Origin of the sequence: Micromonospora acroterricola, assembly GCF_003172955.1 — a bacterium.
Classification (GTDB): Bacteria; Actinomycetota; Actinomycetes; order Mycobacteriales; family Micromonosporaceae; genus Micromonospora; species Micromonospora acroterricola.
The window spans coordinates 1-893 of the sequence record NZ_QGKR01000003.1 but is presented as its reverse complement, the minus strand read 5'-3'; the positions used below and the strand labels follow the sequence as shown (position 1 = coordinate 893).

General features: G+C 71.8%; 1 protein-coding gene. It reads left to right on the top strand.

Annotated elements, in window-relative coordinates:
* Positions 1-12: 12 nt before the first annotated feature.
* Positions 13-893 (top strand): bis(hydroxyethyl) terephthalate hydrolase (bdeA, locus tag DKT68_RS00015; protein ID WP_109815401.1); only part of this gene is annotated, 881 nt, incomplete at its 3' end.

The following is an 893-nucleotide window of genomic DNA, read 5'->3' as shown; positions in this document are numbered from 1 at the left end:
GTGGGCTCGGAGATGTGTATAAGAGCCAGGGCGAGCGCCCACCGCCCCCGGCGTGCCCTGCGGTGGGCGCTCGCCCTGGCCGTGCTCGGCGCCGGCATCGGCGCCGCGCCGCCCGCACAGGCCGCCGCCAGCCCGTACGAGCGTGGCCCGGCCCCCACCGTGGCCAGCATCGAGGCCACCCGCGGGCCCTTCGCCATCGCCCAGAGCACCGTCGCCCCCACCAGCGTCACCGGATTCGGGGGCGGCACCATCTACTACCCGACCAGCACCGCCGAGGGCACCTTCGGCGCGGTGGCGATCTCGCCCGGCTACACCGCCACCCAGTCCAGCGTGGCCTGGCTCGGGCCACGACTGGCGTCGCAGGGCTTCGTGGTGATCACCATCGACACGCTGTCCCGCTACGACCAGCCGGCCAGTCGGGGCACCCAACTGCTCGCCGCCCTGGACTACCTGAGCAACACCAGCAGCGTGCGTACCCGCATCGACCGCAACCGGCTCGCGGTGATGGGCCACTCGATGGGCGGCGGCGGGAGCCTCTCGGCGGCGAACACCCGGCCGCAGTTGCAGGCGGCCATCCCGCTGACCGGCTGGCACACCGTGAAGAACTGGTCGGGCGTACGAGTGCCGACTCTGGTGGTCGGCGCGGAGAACGACTCGGTGGCACCGGTCGCGTCGCACTCGGAGCCGTTCTACACCAGCCTGCCGGCCACGCTGGACAAGGCGTACCTGGAACTGAACGCCGCCAGCCACTCCGCGCCCACCTCGCCGAACGTGACCGTCGCGAAGTACAGCATCTCCTGGCTGAAGCGCTTCGTGGACGACGACACCCGCTACGAGCAGTTCCTCTGCCCAGCCCCCCGCCCCTCCACCACCATCCAGGAATACCGCGACAC